The sequence below is a fragment of the Amycolatopsis sp. NPDC006131 genome (genome assembly GCF_040614175.1).
Lineage (GTDB): Bacteria > Actinomycetota > Actinomycetes > Mycobacteriales > Pseudonocardiaceae > Amycolatopsis_E > Amycolatopsis_E tucumanensis.
Window position 1 is genome coordinate 17807 of sequence record NZ_JBEXTX010000081.1, and the last position, 18837, is coordinate 36643.

Sequence of the window (18837 nt, forward strand, 5' to 3'; positions counted from 1 at the left end):
CGACCAGCGAGCCGGCGCCGGGCACCTCGATGACCTCGTTCACGGTGGCGTCGCCGCGGGGTGGAGCGACCGGGCTCAGAGTTTCCGCAGCACGTCGCGCAGGGCGGTCAGGGCTGTTCCAGGCTGGTCCCAGAACACCATGTGCCCGGCGCCGGGGACCGGCACCAGTTCGGCGGCCGGGTTGGCGCGGGCGGCTTCGGCGGCGCCGTCGGCGGTGACGACCGGGCTGTCGCCGCCGTAGAGGAGCACCACCGGGGCCGGCACGTGCGGCCAGTCGTCGAAGAAGTCCTCGGACTCGAAGCCGGCGTGGGTGGCGGCGATCGCGGCGCGGGAGCACGACGACAGCCACCGCGCGCGCAGCTCCTGCTCGCGGCGCGGCCACCTTGGCCAGGACCGCGCCACCTCGTCGGCATCGGTGCCGCGGCGGGCCTGGTCGAGCTGCCCGAGGAAGGCCTCCAGCGTGGTGGGGTACACGCCCCGCCCGGGGCCGCTCATCGGCGGGTCGACCAGGATCGCGCCGCGCAGCTCGTGGCGGCCGTTGACGGCGGCCCGCGCCGCGATCCGCGCCCCCATCGAATGCCCGAGCAGGATGGGCCGTCGCAGGCCGAGGCCGGAGACGACCGCGTCGACGTCCGCCGCGTAACTGCCCAAGTCGTAGCCCGCCGGCTCGGTGTCCGCGCTGTCGGACAGTCCGCGGCCGCGGACGTCGAGCACGAGCGGGCGCACGAGATCGGTGAGCTCCCGCGCCACGAAGTCCATCGTGATCGCCGGGCTGGTGATGCCGGGCAGCACGAGGACCGGGACACCGTCGGCCGGTCCGTAGTCGAGCACGTGCAACCGCACCGCGCCGGATCGGACCCAGCGGCTGGTCGCGGGAATGTCGGCGAGGTCGGCCAGCGCGGGCTGGGTCAGCGTGCGGGTGGCCGGGGACTCGGACGGGATCACCATGTCAGGAAACCTTTCTGCCGGCTCGATCGGGCGCGCCGAGGTAGGCCACGGCGTCGTCCAGGCCGATCACGTCGGCGTATTTCGCGTGCAGGTCGAACAGCGCGGCGTCGTGTGGCCCGCGCGCCCGGTCGCCGCACGCTTCGCGCACGACGAGCGTGTTGAAGCCGGACTGCACGGCGTCCACGGCGGTCGCCCGCACACATCCGGAGGTGGTCGCGCCGCACACGAGCACGGTGTCCGCGCCGAGACCGGTCAGCAGTGCGGCCAGCCCGGTTCCATGGAACGCCGACGCGCCCTTCTTCAGCACGAGGTGGTCGCTGTCGCGGCAGTCCAGCCGGGGGTCGAGCGCGACGGCGTCGCTTCCTTCGCGGAGGCTGCGCATGCCCGGCGCTTTCCGGAGCCACGCCACACCGTCGCCGTCGGCCTCGGCGGCGGTGTAGCTGATCGCGGTGTAGACCACCGGGATGTCACAGCACCGGGCAGCGGTCACGAGGGCGGCGGCCGCGGTCACTTCGGCGGTGAGGTCGGCCCCGGACGGGAAACCGGGTTCGGTGAAGCCGCGGGTCAGGTCGACCACGACCAGGGCCGGGCACTGTCCACGAGGGACAGTGGCGCCGAACCCGGCACGGTCGTAGACGGCGTCGGTCTCCGCGCCGTGCAGTCCGCGGTGGTCATCGACGGGCACGCTGCAACTCCTTGATCAGTTTGTCCTGGGTGCGGATCCGGCCCAGCAGCCAGCCCTGGAACAGTCCCAGCGCCGCGGCGGCCGCGATCGGGGCGTACCGCTTGACGCCCGGGGGAAGCAGCATCGCCAGCCCGTCGAGGGACTCGCCACCGTCGGCCGGGGCCGGTGTGCGCGCGGCAGGGGCGGCGGCCGGGCGGGGCTCCTCCCCCGGGCCGCTCAGCTGGCCGGCGAGGTTGCGAGCGAACTGGTCGAGCAACCGGGCCGATACGGCGCCGATCGCGCCCTTGCCGAACTGGGCGAGCTTGCCGCGGATGGACAGGTCGGTGCGCAGGTCGATGGTGGCGCCGCCGGGGCCCTCGCGAACGGTCAGCGTCACGTCGGCTTCGGCCTCGCCGTTGCCGTGCGTATCGGCGCCGCGCGCCGACAGCCGCAACCGCCGCCCGGCGGTGTCGACCTCGGTGAACCGCACCCGGCCGGAGTAGGCGGCGGTGATGGGGCCGACCTTGACCTTGACCCGGCCCAGGTAGGCGCCGTCCTCCTGGCCGTCGAGGGTCGCGCCCGGCAGGCAGCCCGCCACCCGCTCGACGTCGTTGATCAGGGCGAACACCGCGTCGGGGTCGGCCGGGACGGACAGCTGGTTTTCCAGGATCACGATGTCGCTTCCTTCTCGGTGTCACGGCGGCGGGCCGCGGTCGCCGCGACGGCGTCCACAATGGTCTGATAGCCGGTGCAGCGGCACAGGTTCGCCGAGACCGCTTCGCGGATCTCGTCGCGGTCCGCGTCGGGCTGCTGGGCGAGGAAACCCTCGGCGAGCATCAGGAATCCCGGTGTGCAGAAGCCGCATTGCAGACCGTGGTGCTCGCGGAAGGCCTGTTGCAGGTCGGAGAGCTCGCCGTCCCGGCCGAGCGATTCGACGGTGCGGATGTCGGCGTTCTCGGCCTGCACGGCGAAGACGAGGCACGCGCGCACCGGTTCGCCGTCCACGAGAACGGTGCAGGCTCCGCAGACGCCGTGCTCGCACCCCGCGTGCGCCCCGGTGAGGCCGAAGTCGTGGCGCAGCACGTCGAGCAGTGTCTTGCGAGGCTCGACGACGGCTTCGTGCTCGATGCCGTTGACGGTCAGGACGATCAGGTGCCGGTCGGTCATGAGGCGGTACTCGTTTCTCGCTCCGGGGCCGCGTCGAGCGCGGCGAGCACGGTCTGCGGGTGCACCGGGGTCGTGTCGAGTTCGACCCCGGTGTGGCGCAGCGCGTCGTTGATCGCGTTCAGCACCGCGGCCGGTGCGCCGATGGTGCCGCCCTCCCCGGCGCCCTTGGCGCCGTTTTCGGTGAACGCGCAGGGCGTTTCCAGGTGGGAGACGGTGATGTCGGGGATCTCGGTGGCGGTCGGCACGAGGTAGTCGATGAAGCTGGCGGCCGACGGTTCGCCGTTGTCGGCGTAGGTGACCTCCTCGAACAGCGCGCCGGCGATGCCCTGGGCGATCCCGCCGCGGCACTGCCCGTCGACGACCTGCGGGTGGATCACCACGCCACAGTCCTCCACGCACGCATACCGCAGGATCGTGATGCCGCCGGTGCCCGGATCGGCTTCCACGACCACGGCGTGGGTGGCGTTGGAGAAGGTGCCGTCGCCGGGCACGTCGAAGCTCGCGGTGGCCGTGAGCGTCGGCTCGACATCCTTGGGCAGCAGGTGGCTGCGCAGGTAGGCGACGTCGGCGATCTCCTCGAACGACGCGCGGCGGCCGGGATCGTCGATCTGCACGACACCACCCGCGCCGTCAAGGCGGACGTTGTCCGGCTGGGTGTCGAGCAGGTGCGCCGCGATCCGGCACAGCAGCTCACCCAGTCGCGTGGCCGCCAGCGCCACGGCCGAGCCGCCGATGGTCACCGACCGCGAGGCGAAGGTCCCCCACCCGTAGGCGATGCGCTCGGTGTCGCCCTGGCGCAGCTTCACCTGGTCGATGTGCAGCCCCAGCCGGTCGGCGACGATCTGCGCGAGCGTCGTCTCATGGGACTGCCCGTGGTTCATGGTGCCGCTGGTGACGACGACCGAGCCGGTGGTGTCCATCCGGATCTCCGAGATGTCGAACCCGGGCACCACGGCCATCTTGCGCTTGGCGAAGGCGCCGGACCCGTACCCGGTGCGCTCGGAGAAGCAGCAGAACCCGATGCCGATGTGCCTGCCCTCGGCGGCGGCCTTGTCCCGGAACTCGTACCACCCCTCGTCACGCAGGGCGGCTTCGGCCAGATCCAGCGATTCGCGGTAGGTGCCGGGGTCGTAGGTGACGGCGTTGACCCCGGTGTAGGGGAACTGGGTGATCAGGTTGCGGCGCCGGATCTCCAGCGGGTCGAGGCCGAGTTCGCGGGCGGCGCGCTCCATGACCCGTTCCATCGCCATCACGTACTGCGGCCTGCTGACGCCGCGGTAGGGCGCGGTGGGCGCCTTGTTGCTGGTGATGGCGCGGGCCCGGACCCGGTAGGCGGGCACCTGGTACACGCTGGGCATCTCCGCCGAAGCCATCAGCGGTTCGATCCCGGCGGTGAACGGGTAGCAGGAGTAGGCGCCCATGTCGCACACGATGTCGACGTCCAGCGCGGTGATGCGCCCCTCGGCGTCGAACGCGGCCCTGGTGCGGTAGCGCTGTTCCCTGGCCAGGAATCCGGCCGTCAGCGCCTCGCGCCGGTCTTCGATCCACTTCACCGGCCGGTTCAGCCGGCGGGCCGCGGCCGCGACCGCGATCTCCTCGCGGCCGACCACGCACTTCTGGCCGAACCCGCCGCCCATGTCGGGGACGGTGACGCGCACGGTCCGCTCGGGCACGCGCAACGAGCGGGCGAGCGCGGTGCGCACCTGGTGCGGGACCTGGGTGCACATCTGCACGAGCAGCTGGTCGTCGTGGTCGTCCCAGGACGCGAGCACCCCGCGCGTTTCGAGCGGGAGTGCGTTCTGCCGTCCGCTGCGGGTGACGACCTCGACCACGCACCCGGCGTCCGCGAACGCCTCGTCCACCCCCGGGGTGTCGAACATGGACACATCCAGCAGCACGTTGCCGGGCGCTTCCTCGTGGACCAGGGGCGCATGCTGAGCGAGCGCGGTCTCCTCGGAGACGATCGCGCCGAGGGGCTCGTAGTCCACCACGGCCAGTTCGGCGCCGTCCTCGGCGACGTAGGGGTCGCGGGCGACGACCAGCGCGACCGGTTCGCCGACGAACCGCACCTTCTCCCTGGCCAGGATCGGCATCGCGGTCGGCGCGAACTCCTCGGGCGGGCGGTCCAGCAGCGCGACGATGTCGCCGAGGTCGAGGTCGGCCGCCGTGTAGGCGGCGACGACCCCGTCGACCGCCAGGGTGGCCGTCAGGTCGATCCCGGTGATCCGGCCGTGCGCGATCGTCGAGCGGACGAAGCACGCGTGCAGGGTGCCGGGCAGCTGGATGTCGTCGACGAAGCGTCCCCGTCCGGTGAGCAGGCGCGGGTCTTCGCGCCGGGGCACCGACGCGCCGACCCAGCGTCCGCCTCGCCCGTCGAACTCGGGAGCTGCGTCGCTCATCGCGTCACTCCTTCCTGCCAGGCCTGGTGCAGCGCACCGGCGACGAGGGTCCGGGTGAGCCGGCGGCGGTAGGCGCTGCTGCCGGCCGCGTCGTCGGGCGGGTCGACCGCGGCGGCCGCGGCGTCGGCGCACGCGGCGAACAGCTCCGGCCCGGGCTCGCCCGCGGCGAGGACGGCCTCGGCCTCCGGGACCCGGATGGGCGCGGGCGCCACCCCGCCGACCACCACCCGGCTGCCGTCGCCGTCCAGGCTGACCGCCACGTCGACGATGGCGAAATCACCGTGGCGGCGGGCGAACTCGGTCAATGCCGCCCGCGGCGCCGGCCGGGTGAAGCGCACCGCCGTCACGACTTCGTCCGGTTCGACGGCCGTGGTGTAGAACCCGTGGAACATCTCCGCGGCCGGGATTCCCCGCCGCCCGCCCGGCCCCTCCGCGATGACCACGGCGTCGAGGAGGAGCGCGAGCAGGCACCACTCGGCGGTGGCGTCGCCGTGCACGATGCTGCCCGCCACCGTGCCGCGTGAGCGGATCGGCAGGTGTCCCACCCACCGCATCGCGCGGGAGAGCACGTCGAAGCCCGGCTCCAGCTTCGCCACCTCGACCGCCCGGTGCGTGACCAGCGCGCCGATCTCCAGCTGCGTACCCTCGCGCCGCAGGCCGGTCAGCGCCGGGTCCCGGCGCAACGGCCCCAGGTCGACCAGGGCCGTCGGCCGGGCGAGCCGGAAGTTCATCATCGGGACCAGGCTCTGGCCGCCGGCGATCAGCTTCGGCTCCTCCCCGGCCGCGGCGAGCTCGCCGAGCATGCCGATGGCGTCGGGGACGTCGTGGGCCCGGTGGTAGGCGAACGCGGCGGGCTTCACAGTCTGGACCTCTCCTCGCTCACGGCACCTGCGTGGTTTTCGCGGGCGCCACGGGGTTCACCGGCTCCGCGATCCGGTCGAGCTCGCGACCGCGGGTCTCCGGCGCCCCCAGCATCATGAACACGACCGCGGCCACCACGAGACCGCCCAGCACGGTGAACGTCAGCGGCAGGCCGAGCACCGGCCACAGGAGGCTGCCGAACACCAGCGGCGCGAACCCGGTGACGGCCCGGCTCGACGACGACGCCCAGCCGAACCCGGAGGCACGCAGCTCGGTCGGGTACAGCTCGGACACGTAGGCGTACATCACCGGGATGACCACCAGCGCCAGCATGCCGAACGCGCCGATCGCGATCACCGCGCCGGTCGGCGAGCCCAGCAGCAGGGAGAACACCACGAGCGAGAGCGCCGCGAGTGGCCCGGCGACGGCGACGATCCGCTTGCGGCCGACCTTCTCCACGAGCAGCACGGCCACCGCGACGCCGACGATGCCCAGCGCGTTCATCAGCGCGGTGGAGGCGAAGGCCGCGATCTCGCCGAATCCCTGGGCGCGCAGGATCGAGGGCATCCAGCTCAGGGCGGCGTAGTAGACCAGCATGACGCTGATGAACAACGACCAGGCGACCGCGGTGATCCGGGGGTTGAACGCCCACACCCGGCGCAGCTGGTCGAAGGCGGCGGCGAGCGCTCCGCCGCGCTTGTCCTCCACCACGGCCGGCGGGATCGAGTACGGCTCGGCGGGCGCGCCGGTGCGGCGGACGAGGTCGTCGATGACCGCGCGCGCCTCCGCTTCCCGGCCCTTGCGCACCAGGTAGAGCGGGGATTCCGGGACTCCGCGCCGGACCCAGAACAGCAACAGCGCGGGCAGGATCATCAGCACCAGCATCCAGCGCCAGTTCCCGGACACCGGGACCAGCAACGTCGCCGTGACGGCGGCCAGTGTCGTGCCCACCGGCCACCAGCCGTCCATCGCCGAGAGCACCCGGCCGCGGTGCCGCCGCGGGGAGAACTCGCTGACGATCGCGTAGTCCACCGGGATGCACCCGCCGAGCCCCACCCCGGCCAGGAACCGCAGAGCCAGGAAGACCTCCACGTTCGGCGACAGCGCGCCGAGCACGGAGAACAGGGCGAACACCAGCAGCGTGATGCTGAACGCGCGTTTGCGGCCGATGCGGTCGGCCACGGTCCCCCACACGACGGCCCCCACCGCCATGCCGATCAGGTTGGCGGTCGCCACCAGCCCCTTCTGCCCCGGCGACAACCCGAACTCGGCCCCGACCAGTGGGGTGAGGAACCCGTTCAACGCGACGTCCCACGCGTCGAACATGTAGCCCAGCCCACCGATGAGGAAGATCTTGCCCTGCACGCTCCAGCGCCAGGGCAGGTCCTGGACGATCTGATCTCCGGTACGCATGAATCGCTCCGTTGCCGTTGTCGGCCAGTCGCCCGCCTCAGCGCGCGAACTGGTAGTGGATGGACTCGGTGTCCGGATCGGTGAGCGGGCTGCCGTTCCAGAGCCAGTCGTAGGACACGTCGGACTCGCCGTCGAACCGGCGCAGCTTCTCGTCGCGCTCGCGCTGCTCGGGGCCGTCGGGGAGGTGGTAGAAGCTCATGTTCTGCAGGGAGGCGTCCTGGACCATCCCCGCGTGCTTGGCGCGCCGGTCGACGTAGCGGATCAGGGCGCCGTCGATCCCGTCGCGGGTGACGCGGCCCAGCTCTTCGGCCAGCACCGCGGCGTCCTCCATCGCCTGGGAGGCGCCCTGCGCCTGGTAGGGCAGCATGGCGTGGCAGGCGTCGCCGAGCAGGGCGACCCGCCCGTCCACCCACACCGGGTCACGCCGGCGCCGGTACATGGCCCACACCGACACGTCCTCGTCCTTGGCTTTCGACAACACGGTCGGGACCCGATCGTCCCAGTCCTGGTACTCCGCCGCGAGCTCGGCGGCGGTCGCCGGACCGCTCCACTCCCGTTCGATCGTCTCACTGCACGGCACGATCGCGACCACGTTGAGGTACTGGCCGCCGCGGATCATGTAGTGCACGAGGTGCTTGTCCGGGCCGTACCAGATGGTCGAGTGGTAGCGGTCGACGAGGAACCGGGTGGCCGGGTCCTGGGCGACCAGGTCACCGGGGATCAGCGCGCGGTAGGCCATCTCGCCGGAGAACACCAGGGTGTCGTCGAACCCGGCGAGGTCGCGCACGGCCGAGCGGATGCCGTCGGCGCCGATCACCACGTCGCCGGTGAAGCGGCGGCCGTCAGCGGTGATCACGGACGGGCGTTCCGGCTGGGCGCGGTCCAGCTCGACGACCCGCGCACCGGTCGCGACCTGCACCACCGGGCCGTGGCCGTCCGGGTCCACGCACTCGTCCAGCAGCACGCCGTGCAGGTCGGCGCGGTGGTAGTGCCAGTACGGGGCGCCGTAGGTGTCGGTGACCCGCTGTCCCAGCGGCAGCTGGGCGATGATGCTGCCGTCGGCCCACCGGCGGCGGACCTGGTCCTGCGGCTCGGTGCGCACCCGTTCGAGCTGGGGGCGCAGGCCCAGTCCGATGAGGATGCGGCTGGCGTTGGGGGCGGTCTGGATGCCGGCGCCGATCTCGCCGAGTTGCGGCGCCGCTTCGACCACGGTGACCCGCAGTCCTCGTTGCCGCAGCGACAAGGCCGCGCACAGGCCGCCGAGGCCGCCGCCGACGACCACGACTTCGAACGACTGGCTCGCGCTCATGCCGGCCTCCTCGTCTCGTCGCCCGTGCCCGCGAGCAGCCGCCCGGCGCCGGGCACGCGCGGCTCCAGCCCGAGTTCAATCAGGATCCGGTACGTGGTCGCGGTGGCCGCCGACAGCACCGGGATTCCGATCTCGTCCTCGACGGGCTGGATCGACGGCAGCGACGGCATCTGCACGCACGCGGACAGCACCAGCGCGTCCACTTCGGACAGATCGAGCTTGCGGTGGTGCTCGCGCAGGTCGGCCGGGTCCAGCCGGGCCACGGCGAGGTTGTCCGGCACCTCCAGCGACAGCGCGTCCACCACCTCGACCCCGGCGTCCTCGATGTAGTCGGCCACGGCCTGCGTCAGCGGCTTCAGGTAGGGCGTGATGATCGCGATCTTGCGCGCGCCGAGCGCGGCGATGCCGGACAGCAGCGCACCCGCGCTGGACACGACCGGCGCGGCGCAGCCCTCGGCGCGCAGGACGCGGGTGATGTCGTCCTCGGCGGTGCAGTGGTACCCGGGGCCCTGCGCCATGATCGCCACCAGGCACGCGGTGGCGACCACGTCCGGGCGGGCGTCGGCGAGCTCGGCCGCCGCGCGCCCGGCCTGGGCGTTCATCGCGCGCAGCTGCTCCGGGTCGACGTGCTGCATGCGGGCGCGCGCGGAGTGGAAGACGAACCGGTCTCCGGGCTCGGTCTCCTCACGGGCGCGCAGCATCCGCGGCAGCTCGGTCTCCATGGTGAGGTTCGAGCTGGGGACGATCATCCCGATGTGGTGGTCGGTCATCGCTTCTCCGCCGGGCGCATGTCCTTGACGGTCAGCTCGCCGGCGTCGACGATCAGCTCGTCGTCGAGGTAGAGCGAGTTTCCGCGCATCGGGATGTCGAAGTGGCACGGCGTGTCGTTGGGGCCGCCGAGCTCGTTGTTGGGGCCGATGGAGAACATCACGTTGCCGTAAAAGCTGCGCAGTTCCATGCCCATGCCGCCGGGGAACTGGGTCAGGCCGTGCCAGTGGGCGCGTTCGTCCAGGCCCCAGCCCACGTGGCTCATCCCGTAGCCGCGGGGGTCGTGGAAGCTTTCGATGTAGGAGCGCAGCAGGTCGGCGTCCAAACCGGACGATCCGGCGCCGCCGCGGATGTCGCGGATGAAGCCCTCCTCGATGGTGATCTCCACCGGGGTCTGCACGTAGGTGTTGAACGGCAGCAGCACGTCGCCGGGCGAGAGCACGATCTTGCCGTCGACGCCGTCGTCGGCGCCGCCGGTGAACACGAACGCGGCGGGCCAGTGGTCCCAGCGGCCGGGGGTGTCGGTGTAGCCGTACTCCGACATGGTCGGGTACACGCCGAGCCGGTAGGTGACGTCGGTGCCCGCCGGGCTGGTGATCCGCATGGTGCTCGCCTTGGCCAGCAGCTCCGCGCCGATCTCCACGCGCTCGCGGAGTTCCTTGGTGGGCATGAGGCGGGCCAGCAGCTCGGGCGGCTCGACGGCGGTGAGGATGCGCGTGCCGGCCTCCTGGATCGCGAACTGTTCCTTGCTGAACAGCAGGAACGTGCAGTCGACGACCATGTCGACGTCCTTGAGCGCCTCGACCGCGCGGGGTATGTTGCCGAGCCCGGAGTCGCCCACCGCCCAGGCGCCGGACGCGCTGACCGGCGAGGGCAGTCGCATGTGGTAGGTCGCGGCGCCCAGCTGCTGGGCGGCCCACAGGAAGGCGTCGGCGTAGTCGGCCCGCTCGCCGCCGCGGGTCAGCACGACCACGGTCTCGCCCTCGTGCACCCCGGAGAACGTCAGCTGGCGCAAGCAGATGTCGTTGAACAGGTTCTGGTCCATCGGTGACCACCTCCGCCTATAATCCGAACACGTATTATCCGGATACGCAAGAGTTCGCGGGCGAGAAGCAGGACTGCAACACAAGCGCAATAGTCCGGACACGTAGGATCACGGGAAGCCGCGAGCCTGAAGTCATGGGGAGGGTCTTGATGGGTGAGCCAGTGCGGGCAGGCCGACGCGGCCGGGGAGCCCCGGCCGTCACACCGGCGCCGCCCCCGGATCTCCTGGCCGCCCCCGGCTACGGCGCCCGCCGCATGTACCAGGCCTACCTGGCCGCGTGGAACCGCCACGTGGACCCGGTGCTGACCGGTCCCCAGTTCGCGGTGCTGTCCGCCGTGCGCGCCTACCCCGGGAGCGACCAGAGCTCCCTGGCCGGGGCGGTCGCGCTGGACACGTCCACGATGGCGGACCTGTGCCGCAGGCTCGAACAACGCGGCCTCATCCGGCGGGTCGAGTCGCCCCGCGACGCGCGCCGCAAGCTGCTGTCGCTCACCGAGGAGGGCTCGGCGGTGCTCACTCAGGTGAACCGCCGGGCGCGCCGCCTGGACAAGGCGCTGCTCGGCTCGGATTCGGGCGACGTCGACGTCGCGGGGCTGCTGAACACGCTGGGCGCGCGATGGGAAGCCGTGGCGGCGCTCGACGAGCTGGACTGACGACCGCTCGCCCGGTCAATTTCGTTTGAGACCACGGTCGCGCCGCGGGCAGGATGCCGGCATGGATCTCCTCGCGGTGCTGCCCGCCTTCGCCCTGGCCGTGGTCCTGATTTCGGCCTCCCCGGGGCCGGCGATGGCCCTGATCCTGCGCCGGGCGGCGATGCGAGGGTTCCGCGGGGCGGTGCCGACCGTGCTCGGTCTGGAAGCCGGTCTTTACTTGTGGGCGTTGTTCGCCGCGGCGGGGCTCGCGGCACTGGTCGCCGCGTCGGAGGTCGCGTTCCTCGTGCTGCGGATCGTCGGCGCCGCGTTCCTGATCTACCTGGGGGTCAAGGCGTGGCGGTCGGCCTGGCGCCCGGCCGCGCCCGCTGACGAGCCGCCCACGGCGTCGGCCAAGGGCTGGGCCAAGGCCTTCGCCGAGGGCGCGCTCGTCATGCTGGCGAACCCGAAAGCGGCCGCGTTCATGATCGCGTTCTACCCGCAGTTCGTGCCCGACGGCCGGCCGTTGTTCGCCACGACCGCGCTGCTCGCCGTGTTCCAGGTGGCCCTGGAGACCGTGCTGTACCTGGCGCTGGCGGCCGCCGTGGGCCGGGCAGGCGGGTGGTTCCGCCGGTCCGCGGTGCGCCGCAGGCTCGACGCGATCAGCGGGACCGTTCTGGTCGCCCTCGGCGTGCGGATGGCCGCGGAGAGCCGGTGACTGTCAAAGGGCCCGGTCGAGGCCGTCGGTCAGGGCGACCGGGCTGATCACGAGGTGGTCGAAGCGCCAGCCCCGCTCGGTGCGGCGCGCCCGGTAGTGGTGGATCCCGGCGGCGATGGCCTCGGTCTTGTCGTCGAGGACGAACACCGCGATGTCGTGGGCCCGCACCGTGGCGGTGTCGCCGTCGACGTCGATGACGAGGTTGGACTTGCTGTGCAGGGTGCGGGCGTAGGTGTCGTGGTTCGAGCGTGCGAGGTCGACGAGCGCCTCGATGCCCTTGGCCTCTCCGCGCGCGGAGGTGACGACGACGTCCTCGGTGAACAGCCGGTCGGTTTCGTCGTAGCGGTGTTCGTCGATCCACAGGCTGTGGCGGGCGACGAGGTCCGCGAGTTCGGCGCGGTCGGCGAGTTCGCGGATTCGGGTTTCGGTGGCGATCATGGGATCTCGACTCCTGATATTTCATTAGGCCGACAAATGTTTGTGCCGCTAACGATAGCACGGTTCTTGGCGCGAGGGTTGCGCCCGCGCGGTCCGTGGTAGTCCCGCTCCGAGGAGGGCGGACATGGTGGAGCGGGCCGAGGTCGTCGTGGTCGGCGCGGGGTTGGCCGGGCTCGCCGCGGCCCGGACCCTGCAGCGCGCCGGGCTGCACGTGCTCGTCTGCGAGGCCGGGGACGACATCGGCGGCCGGGTGCGCACCGACGTGATCGACGGTTTCCGCCTCGACCGCGGGTTCCAGGTGCTGCTGCCCGCCTACCCGGCCGTGCGCGAGATGGTCGACGTCTCGGAGCTGCGGCTGCAGTACTTCACTCCCGGGGTGGTCGCGGACGGGCAGGCGCTCGCACCGCCGTGGCGGCACCGGAACGCGGCGCGGGACCTGCTCGCCTTCGGCGCCGGGCGGCCACGGGATGTCGCGGCGCTGCTGGCGATGTCGGCGCGGGACGTGCTCGCGCCCGCCCGTCGGCTCAAAGCGGGCGGGGATTCGACAATCTCCGAGGACCTGGCCCGCCGCGGGGTCAGCCCGCGGACGGTCGACGAGGTGCTGCGCCCGTTCCTCGCCGGCGTGTTCCTGGACCGTCCACTGCGGACCTCGGCGCGGGCGTTCCACCTGGTGTGGCGGAGCTTCCTGCGTGGCGGCGGCGCCTTGCCCGCGTCCGGGATGGGCGCGCTGCCGCACCTGCTCGCCCGCGACCTGGTGCCCGGGACCGTCCGATGTGGAGTGCGAGTGACCGGGATCTCCGGCGAGGGCGTCACGACCGACCGCGGCGAGGTGCGGGCGCGGGCGGTCGTGGTGGCCGCGCCCGAGGCCCTGCTGGGCGTGCCCGAGCCGGACTGGCACGCGGTGACGACCTACTACTACCGGACGAGCGGCCGCCCGCCGCTGCGGCAGCCGACGTTGCTCACCGACAGCGGCGAACTGCTGCTCAACACGGCGGTGATCAGCGCGGTCGCGCCGGGGTACGCGCCGCCGGGGCAGACGCTGGTCGCCGCGTCGGTGCCGGAACGCTGCGACACCGGCAACGAGCTGGAGCCGCACGTGCGGACCACGCTCGCGCAGGTCTACGACACGACGACCACGGACTGGGAGCTGGTGGAGACCTACGCGATCGCGCGGGCGCTGCCGGTCATGCCGGCCGGCCACCCGCTACGGCAGCCGGTTCGGCTCGCGCCGGGCCGCTACGTGTGCGGTGACCACCGGGACACCAGCTCCATCCAGGGCGCGCTGGTGTCCGGTCGCCGCGCCGCCGCGGCCGTGCTGGCGGATCTGCACTCCGGAACGCTGCCCGGCGACGATGGCCGCTAGGGCGAGCGCGAACCCGGTGAGCTGGACCGGCCCGAGCGTCTGCCCCAGCACGACGACGCCGAGCAGCGCGGCGACCATCGGCGACAGCAGGCCGAGCACCGCGACCGAGGTCACCGGCAGCCGGGTGATCCCGCGGAACCACAGCACGTACGCCAGCAGCCCGCCGACGAGCCCGAGCCACACGTAGCCGAGCACGGCGGGCAGGTCGACCGCGGGTGGCGCGCCCTCGACCAGGAACGTCACCGGCACCAGGAACAGCCCGCCCGCGGTCAGCTGCCACGCGGCGAACGCGGTCGGACCGGCCCCGGCGGGGCGGCCCCACTTCTTGGTGAGCGTGACGCCCAGCGCCATGGTCGCCGCGCCGCCCAGCCCGGCCAGGATCCCGGCCGCGTCGAAGCCGGCGGCCGGGCCGAGCACGACCAGGCCCACCCCGACGACGCCGGTCACGCCCCACGCGAACCGCCACGCCAACGGGCTTTCCCGCAGCACCGCGACGGCGAGCACGGCCACGACCAGCGGCTGCGTGGCGCCCAGGGTCGCCGCGACGCCCCCGGGGAGCCGTTCGGCGGCGACGAACAGCAGCGGGAAGAACAGGCCGATGTTGAGCACGCCGAGCGCGACGGCCTTCCACCACCAGGCGCCGCGCGGCAGCGTCCGGGTGACGGCGAGGGCGATCAGGCCCGCGGGCAGCGCCCGGAGCAGGCCCGCGAACATCGGGTGCGCGGGCGGCAGCAGTTCGGTGGTGACGACGTAGGTCGAGCCCCAGACCACGGGCGCGAAGGCGGCGAGTGCGGTGTCGCGGAGTTTCACGGTTCCAGTCTTGGCGTCCGCGATCGATGAGTCCAACACATGTTCGTCAAGTGATCCATCGTGATGCACGATGGATGGGTGGAACTCCAGCAGATGCGCTACGTCGTCGCGGTGGCCGAGACGGGCAGCTTCACCCGTGCCGCGCAGCGGTGCCTCGTGGTGCAGTCGGCGCTCAGCCACCAGATCGCCCGCCTGGAGCGAGAGCTGGGCGCGCGCTTGTTCGACCGCACCAGCCGCCGGGTGCGGCTGACCGCGGCGGGCGCGGCGTTCCTGCCCGCGGCGCGGCAGTGCCTGGACTTCGCCGAGCGGGCGGCGGCGGAGGTGGCGGCCGCGGTGGGCGAGGTGCGCGGGCGGCTGAGCCTCGGGGTGATCCCGACGGTCGCGGCGGTCGACCTGCCTGCCGCACTGCGCGAGTTCCGGCGGCGGTACCCGCAGGTGCGGGTCGGCCTGCGGATGGCGGCGAGCCACGAACTGGTCGAGCAGGTCCGGCAGGGCGCGCTGGACCTGGCGTTCCTCGGCCTGCCCGTCACAGCGCGGCCCGAGGGCGTGCGGGGACACGAGCTGGCGCGGGACCGGCACGTCGCGGTGGTCGCGCCCGGGCACCCTCTGGCGGGGCGGTCGTCGGTGGATCTGGCCACGCTCGCGGCGGAGCAGTTCGTCGACTTCACGGCGGGCACGCCGGGTCGGGCCCAGTCGGACCAGGCCTTCGCCGCGGCCGGTCTGCACCGCGAGGTGGCGTTCGAGGTGACGACGGCCGAGCTGATGGCCGGGCTGATCCGGGAGGGCCTCGGGGTGGCGATGCTGCCGTCGACGTACGCGCCGCAGTTGTCCGGCGTGGCGACGGTGCCGGTCACCGACGCGCCCGGCCGGGTCGAGCACCTGGTCTGGAGCACAGCCGGCCTCACCCCGGCGGCCGCCGCCTTTCTCGAGGTGCTCGGGGTGCCAGCGGAGTAGCCACCCGCCGGAACGCACCGCGGCAGCCCGATTCCGGGCCACCCGCGCCGCCCCCGCTGATCACCTGGGCCGCCGCGTCCCTCCAGAGGCCGCCAGGGTTCTCGTCCCGCGGGCGGGTAGCCTGCGGCCGCATGACTGGGGATCGACGATCAGCGTGGTTTCCGTTGGCGCTGCTGGGTTTCCTGCTGCTCGGCGCCACCGCGTGGGAGCTCACCGAACAAAGCGCCTGGTTCGCCTACGCGCCGATCCACGACGATCCGCTGGTGCAGACCCTCTACGGCTACGCCTCCTACCAGCCGGAGCCGGTGTGGGAGTGGGGCGCGCCGTGGCAGGTGGTCGTCGCTCTGGCGTTCCTGGGCGCTCGGGTGGTTCACCGTCCGCCGCGAGGTCCCGCCGCTGCGCGCCGCGGTGGTCCTCCTCGCCGGGGCCGCGGTGATCCTGCTCAGCGCCGCGGTCACCGCGCTGGCCAAGGTCACCGACGCGCAGTTCCTGACCACCGCGCTCGGCGCCCCGCTGGCCGTGCTCGGCGCCGTGGCCGGTGTGTGGGCCGGGTTCCGCCTCGGGCCGGGCCGGCGCGTCGCGACCGGCGCGTGCCTGGTGTGCCTCACGCTCGCCGCGTACCTGTTCGGCGGATCGGTCGAGGCCGTCGACCCGGTCACCGCCGCGCTCGGGCTGGGCGTGCTGGCCTGGTACACGCGCTCCAAGATTTCGGCGGTCGCGGCCGTGGCGGTCCTGACCACCGGGATCGTCTTCAACGGCGGCACGCTCGGTCTGCTCGTCCCCGGCGCGTTCGCGCTCGCCGCCGCCCTCGCGGTGTTGCGCCCGGCTTAACCGCGACACCTCCGGGGTACACCCGATCGAGCGATGAGGAGGTGCACCCGGATGACGAGCAACGCCGGTTTGGCTACGCGGGTGAGAGGCCGTTCCGCGGCACAGGCCGCCGGGCGCGCGGGCATGGTCTGCTGGGGTCTGGTCCACCTGGTGGTCGCCTACCTGGCGATCCGCGTCGCGGCGGGGGACGGTGGCAAGGAGGCCGACCAGAAGGGCGCACTGCAGGAGGTCGGGTCCACCGCGGCCGGCCAGGTGGTGCTGTGGGTGCTCGCGATCGGGCTGATCGCGTTCGGGGTGTGGCAGTTCATGATGGCCGCCCGCGGCTACACGTGGGTGCCCAAGCGGGGCAAGCGGATGCGCAAGCGCGCCGGGTCCGCGGCGCGGGGTGTGGTGGTCCTGGCGCTGGCCTACACCGCGATCCGGCTCGCCACCGGCAGCGGCTCGGCCGGCGGCAACCAGCCGCAGCAGGAGTTCACCGCGCGGCTGCTCCAGCTGCCCGCCGGGCAGGCGCTCGTCGCGGTCGCCGGGGCGGCGGTGGTCGCGGTCGGCGTCGCCGCGGCGGTCAAGGGGTTCAAGCGCAGCTTCCTCAAGGACCTGGACCTGCCGGACCTGCCGACGGGCACCCGCAAGTGGGTCGAGTGGCTCGGCTCGGCGGGCTACGTCGCCAAGGGCGTGGTGTACGCGATCATCGGCGGCCTGCTCGGGTACGCCGCGCTGCGCTCGGACGCCGGCCAGGCGGGCGGGGTCGACAAAGCGCTCCGCACGCTCGCGGCCCAGCCCTACGGCGTCGTGCTGCTGGCCGTGGTGGCGATCGGGCTGGCGGCGTTCGGCATCTACTGCTTCGCCGCGGCGCGCGCACACAAGAGCTGAGCCTTCTGGCTAAGCTGACGCCCGTGACCATCTGGACGGACGTCATCAACTACGTACGCATCCGGTACGAGGTGCTGGAGGAGAGCGAGCACTGGCTGCGCTTCCGCCTGGACACCGACGGCGGCCGCACCCAGCAGGTCACCGTGCACCACCTGCCCGACGTCGACGGCGCCGAGTGGGCCGAGATCTCCTCGGCCGTCGGCTGGGCCGACAAGATCGACCTGCGCCGCCTGCTCGAACTGGCCGGCGGCTCGTCGGTCGGCGGCGCCGCGATCGTGGACGGGGTGGCGCTCATCAAGCACACCGTGCCGCTGACGTCGCTGCACCTGCGGGAGGAGTTCGAGCGGCCGCTGCTGTCGGTCGTCGCGCAGGCGGACGCGTTCGAGAAGGAACTGTCCACCGGCGACGAGTTCTGACCCTCACTCCCCCAGCGCCAGCCGCACCGCCCGCAACGCGCTGGTGAACGACACCTCGCTGAGCACCCCCGGCGCCGCGACCTGGTCCCCCACCAGGAACACCCCGTCGCCGCGCGCGATCGCGGGCCGGTCGCGCCAGCTCGTCCCCGGCGGGTCGACCGCGCCGGTGCGGCCCGCGGCCACGGCGGTGCGCGTCCAGGTGGTCCGCTCGCGCCAGCCGGGGTAGCCGAGGTCGAGCAGGTGGTGCGCCCGCGCGAGCCCGTCGGACTTGCCCTCGCCGGGCGCGATCGGGATCTGCGCCTGGACCAGCTGCTCCCCCTCGGGGGCGAGCGTGCGGTCCTGCGCGGTGAACCGTTCCACCCAGCCCGGCGCGTCCAGGTCCGACACCGCGAACGCGTCGCCCGCCGGGTCCGGAGCGCCACGTCGACCAGCGTCGTCCGCCCGCTCGGCCAGCGCAGGCCGTCGTCGCCGAGCAGGGTGCGGGCGGCGTCGAGCGAGGTCGCCACGATCACCGGGCCGCCGGTGGGCAGGGTGTCGACGCGTGATCCGGTTTCGATCTTCACGCCGAGCTCGGCCGCCAGCGCGCCCATCCGGTCCAGGACCGCGCCCCAGCCGCCGCGAGCGTAGTGCGCTTCGGGCGGGAACTTCCCGGCCCGGTGCAGCCGCTCCTGGGTGAAAGCGGCCGACAGCGACCCGGGGTCGTGGTGGAACGTCGCCACGGCCACGTAGTTCGCGGCGACCCGGACGGTCCGCTCATCGGCCAGCGCGCTCGCCCAGGTGACGAAGTCCTGGTCGGACGGCGCTTCCCGGCGCAGCACCTGCCGGAGCATCCCCAGCGGTGGCAGCCGCCGCAGCCGGCCCTCGTGGTGGTAGCGCAGCCGCAGCCCCTCGGCGGGCGGGATGGGCGCGAGCGGGCGGAGCAGCTTGCGCCGGTCGAGCCACTTCCAGTGCGGGCCGCCCCGGTAGAACGCGTGCGGCCCCTCGTTGACGCGGTAGGGCGGCGCGGCGGTGCGCCCGCGGCCGCCGAGTTCGCGGTGCGCTTCGTGCAGCACGACGCGCGCGCCGCCTTCCGCCGCGGCGATGGCGGCCGTGAGCCCGCCGATCCCGCCGCCGATGATCGTCACCTCGACCATGGGTCCCTCCATAAGATTGTTGATGTTCAGGACGGGATGTTCTGGATGCCCAGGGCGATGGGGTGTGGCTGATGGGTTCTTGCCCCGTTGGGTGGCTTCCG

Annotated in this window: 19 protein-coding genes and 2 pseudogenes; 7 read left to right on the forward strand and 14 right to left on the reverse strand. The window is 72.9% G+C overall.

Translation table 11 applies throughout. The features are described from left to right. Positions 1-75 precede the first annotated feature (75 nt). The 10 genes from ABZ215_RS31415 to ABZ215_RS31460 are packed head-to-tail and all read right to left on the reverse strand — an operon-like array spanning position 76 to position 10574. Positions 76-948, reverse strand: coding sequence for an alpha/beta hydrolase (locus tag ABZ215_RS31415; RefSeq protein ID WP_354953755.1), 873 nt, complete (start codon positions 946-948; stop codon positions 76-78). Position 949: 1 nt separating this feature from the next. After that, on the reverse strand, positions 950-1633 hold the full coding sequence (locus ABZ215_RS31420) for an isochorismatase family protein (RefSeq protein WP_354953757.1): 684 nt from the start codon (positions 1631-1633) through the stop codon (positions 950-952). Continuing rightward, positions 1620-2285 carry an SRPBCC family protein gene (locus tag ABZ215_RS31425; protein WP_354953759.1) on the reverse strand — a complete coding sequence of 222 codons (666 nt, stop codon included), beginning with the start codon at positions 2283-2285 and terminating at the stop codon, positions 1620-1622. Before ABZ215_RS31425 ends, ABZ215_RS31420 begins: the two co-directional genes overlap by 14 nt. Then, on the reverse strand, positions 2282-2779 hold the full coding sequence (locus tag ABZ215_RS31430; protein WP_354953761.1) for a (2Fe-2S)-binding protein: 498 nt from the start codon (positions 2777-2779) through the stop codon (positions 2282-2284). The genes ABZ215_RS31425 and ABZ215_RS31430 overlap by 4 nt, the downstream gene beginning before the upstream one ends. Continuing rightward, positions 2776-5178 (reverse strand): xanthine dehydrogenase family protein molybdopterin-binding subunit, encoded by a 2403-nt coding sequence (locus tag ABZ215_RS31435; RefSeq protein WP_354953763.1) that lies wholly within the window; start codon positions 5176-5178, stop codon positions 2776-2778. The genes ABZ215_RS31430 and ABZ215_RS31435 overlap by 4 nt, the downstream gene beginning before the upstream one ends. Further along, the gene (locus ABZ215_RS31440; protein ID WP_354953765.1) at positions 5175-6038 is read right to left on the reverse strand and encodes an FAD binding domain-containing protein; all 864 of its coding nucleotides are present in this window, start codon (positions 6036-6038) and stop codon (positions 5175-5177) included. Before ABZ215_RS31440 ends, ABZ215_RS31435 begins: the two co-directional genes overlap by 4 nt. Positions 6039-6057: 19 nt before the next feature. Next, a complete protein-coding gene (locus ABZ215_RS31445) occupies positions 6058-7452 on the reverse strand; it encodes an MFS transporter (RefSeq protein ID WP_020415996.1) in 1395 nt (464 codons plus the stop codon). Between the two features lie 37 nt (positions 7453-7489). Continuing rightward, the gene (locus ABZ215_RS31450) at positions 7490-8761 is read right to left on the reverse strand and encodes an FAD-dependent oxidoreductase (RefSeq protein ID WP_354953767.1); all 1272 of its coding nucleotides are present in this window, start codon (positions 8759-8761) and stop codon (positions 7490-7492) included. Further along, positions 8758-9531 (reverse strand): Asp/Glu racemase, encoded by a 774-nt coding sequence (locus ABZ215_RS31455; protein ID WP_354953769.1) that lies wholly within the window; start codon positions 9529-9531, stop codon positions 8758-8760. Before ABZ215_RS31455 ends, ABZ215_RS31450 begins: the two co-directional genes overlap by 4 nt. Next, a complete protein-coding gene (locus tag ABZ215_RS31460; RefSeq protein WP_354953771.1) occupies positions 9528-10574 on the reverse strand; it encodes a leucyl aminopeptidase in 1047 nt (348 codons plus the stop codon). Before ABZ215_RS31460 ends, ABZ215_RS31455 begins: the two co-directional genes overlap by 4 nt. A 149-nt stretch (positions 10575-10723) precedes the next feature. Here ABZ215_RS31460 and ABZ215_RS31465 point away from each other — a divergent pair, with 149 nt between their 5' ends. Continuing rightward, the gene (locus tag ABZ215_RS31465) at positions 10724-11227 is read left to right on the forward strand and encodes a MarR family winged helix-turn-helix transcriptional regulator (protein WP_237335313.1); all 504 of its coding nucleotides are present in this window, start codon (positions 10724-10726) and stop codon (positions 11225-11227) included. A 61-nt stretch (positions 11228-11288) separates the two neighbouring features. After that, positions 11289-11921, forward strand: coding sequence for a LysE family translocator (locus ABZ215_RS31470; protein ID WP_354953772.1), 633 nt, complete (start codon positions 11289-11291; stop codon positions 11919-11921). Between the two features lie 3 nt (positions 11922-11924). Here the strand turns inward: ABZ215_RS31470 and ABZ215_RS31475 are convergent, their stop codons facing one another. Further along, positions 11925-12359, reverse strand: coding sequence for a nuclear transport factor 2 family protein (locus ABZ215_RS31475; RefSeq protein ID WP_237335315.1), 435 nt, complete (start codon positions 12357-12359; stop codon positions 11925-11927). A gap of 124 nt (positions 12360-12483) precedes the next feature. On the opposite strand from ABZ215_RS31475, the pseudogene ABZ215_RS31480 reads away from it, so the two are divergent. After that, positions 12484-13617, forward strand: a pseudogene (locus ABZ215_RS31480) (FAD-dependent oxidoreductase); the annotation flags it as partial. Here the strand turns inward: ABZ215_RS31480 and ABZ215_RS31485 are convergent. After that, the gene (locus ABZ215_RS31485; RefSeq protein WP_354953774.1) at positions 13564-14532 is read right to left on the reverse strand and encodes an EamA family transporter; all 969 of its coding nucleotides are present in this window, start codon (positions 14530-14532) and stop codon (positions 13564-13566) included. The pseudogene ABZ215_RS31480 and the gene ABZ215_RS31485 sit on opposite strands and share 54 nt — an antisense overlap. Before the next feature lie 78 nt (positions 14533-14610). Between ABZ215_RS31485 and ABZ215_RS31490 the strand changes: the two genes are divergently transcribed. The 4 genes from ABZ215_RS31490 to ABZ215_RS31505 all read left to right on the forward strand — a co-directional run bounded on the left by ABZ215_RS31490 (position 14611) and on the right by ABZ215_RS31505 (position 17603). Then, positions 14611-15486, forward strand: coding sequence for a LysR family transcriptional regulator (locus ABZ215_RS31490; RefSeq protein WP_354953776.1), 876 nt, complete (start codon positions 14611-14613; stop codon positions 15484-15486). Between the two features lie 432 nt (positions 15487-15918). Further along, positions 15919-16317: a hypothetical protein gene (locus ABZ215_RS31495; protein ID WP_354953778.1), complete on the forward strand. Its 399-nt coding sequence runs from the start codon at positions 15919-15921 to the stop codon at positions 16315-16317. A gap of 123 nt (positions 16318-16440) precedes the next feature. Continuing rightward, on the forward strand, positions 16441-17187 hold the full coding sequence (locus ABZ215_RS31500) for a DUF1206 domain-containing protein (RefSeq protein ID WP_354953782.1): 747 nt from the start codon (positions 16441-16443) through the stop codon (positions 17185-17187). Between the two features lie 23 nt (positions 17188-17210). Beyond that, on the forward strand, positions 17211-17603 hold the full coding sequence (locus ABZ215_RS31505; protein WP_354712808.1) for a hypothetical protein: 393 nt from the start codon (positions 17211-17213) through the stop codon (positions 17601-17603). Between the two features lie 3 nt (positions 17604-17606). On the opposite strand, the gene ABZ215_RS31510 is transcribed toward ABZ215_RS31505, so the two are convergent. Next, a complete protein-coding gene (locus ABZ215_RS31510) occupies positions 17607-17990 on the reverse strand; it encodes a hypothetical protein (RefSeq protein WP_354953780.1) in 384 nt (127 codons plus the stop codon). Positions 17991-18595: 605 nt separating this feature from the next. Further along, positions 18596-18748, reverse strand: a pseudogene (locus ABZ215_RS31515) (FAD-dependent oxidoreductase); the annotation flags it as partial. Positions 18749-18837 lie beyond the last annotated feature (89 nt).